Origin of the sequence: Bittarella massiliensis (ex Durand et al. 2017) (genome assembly GCF_017566145.1) — a bacterium.
GTDB classification, from domain to species: domain Bacteria; phylum Bacillota; class Clostridia; order Oscillospirales; family Ruminococcaceae; genus Bittarella; species Bittarella massiliensis_A.
This window is the reverse complement of sequence record NZ_JABFCL010000147.1, coordinates 1-228: the sequence shown is the minus strand read 5'-3', so window position 1 is coordinate 228 and position 228 is coordinate 1. Positions and strand designations below refer to the sequence as shown.

Below are 228 nucleotides of genomic sequence, written 5' to 3'. Positions count from 1 at the left end.
ATCCTTAGAGAAAAACTCCAGCTTCTTCCAATTATAATAGCACTCCGTCGGTCTCACAAATGGAAGATTTGAGAAAAAATCATTCCAGTCCTCTCCCTGGTCGATTACCAGACTTGCCAGATCTCTCAGATACGGCTGAGGATCTCTTTCATAGAGCCATTTTATCGAGACCAGAAGATCCGCGGCTCTTGCTTTCCCCCAGCCTTCCAAAGGCCGATTTGGAAGCTG

At 46.5% G+C, this 228-nt stretch carries 1 pseudogene; it reads right to left on the bottom strand.

The annotated features are described in order from the left end of the window. Nucleotides 1-228, bottom strand: a pseudogene (locus HJY11_RS13810) (hypothetical protein); the annotation flags it as partial.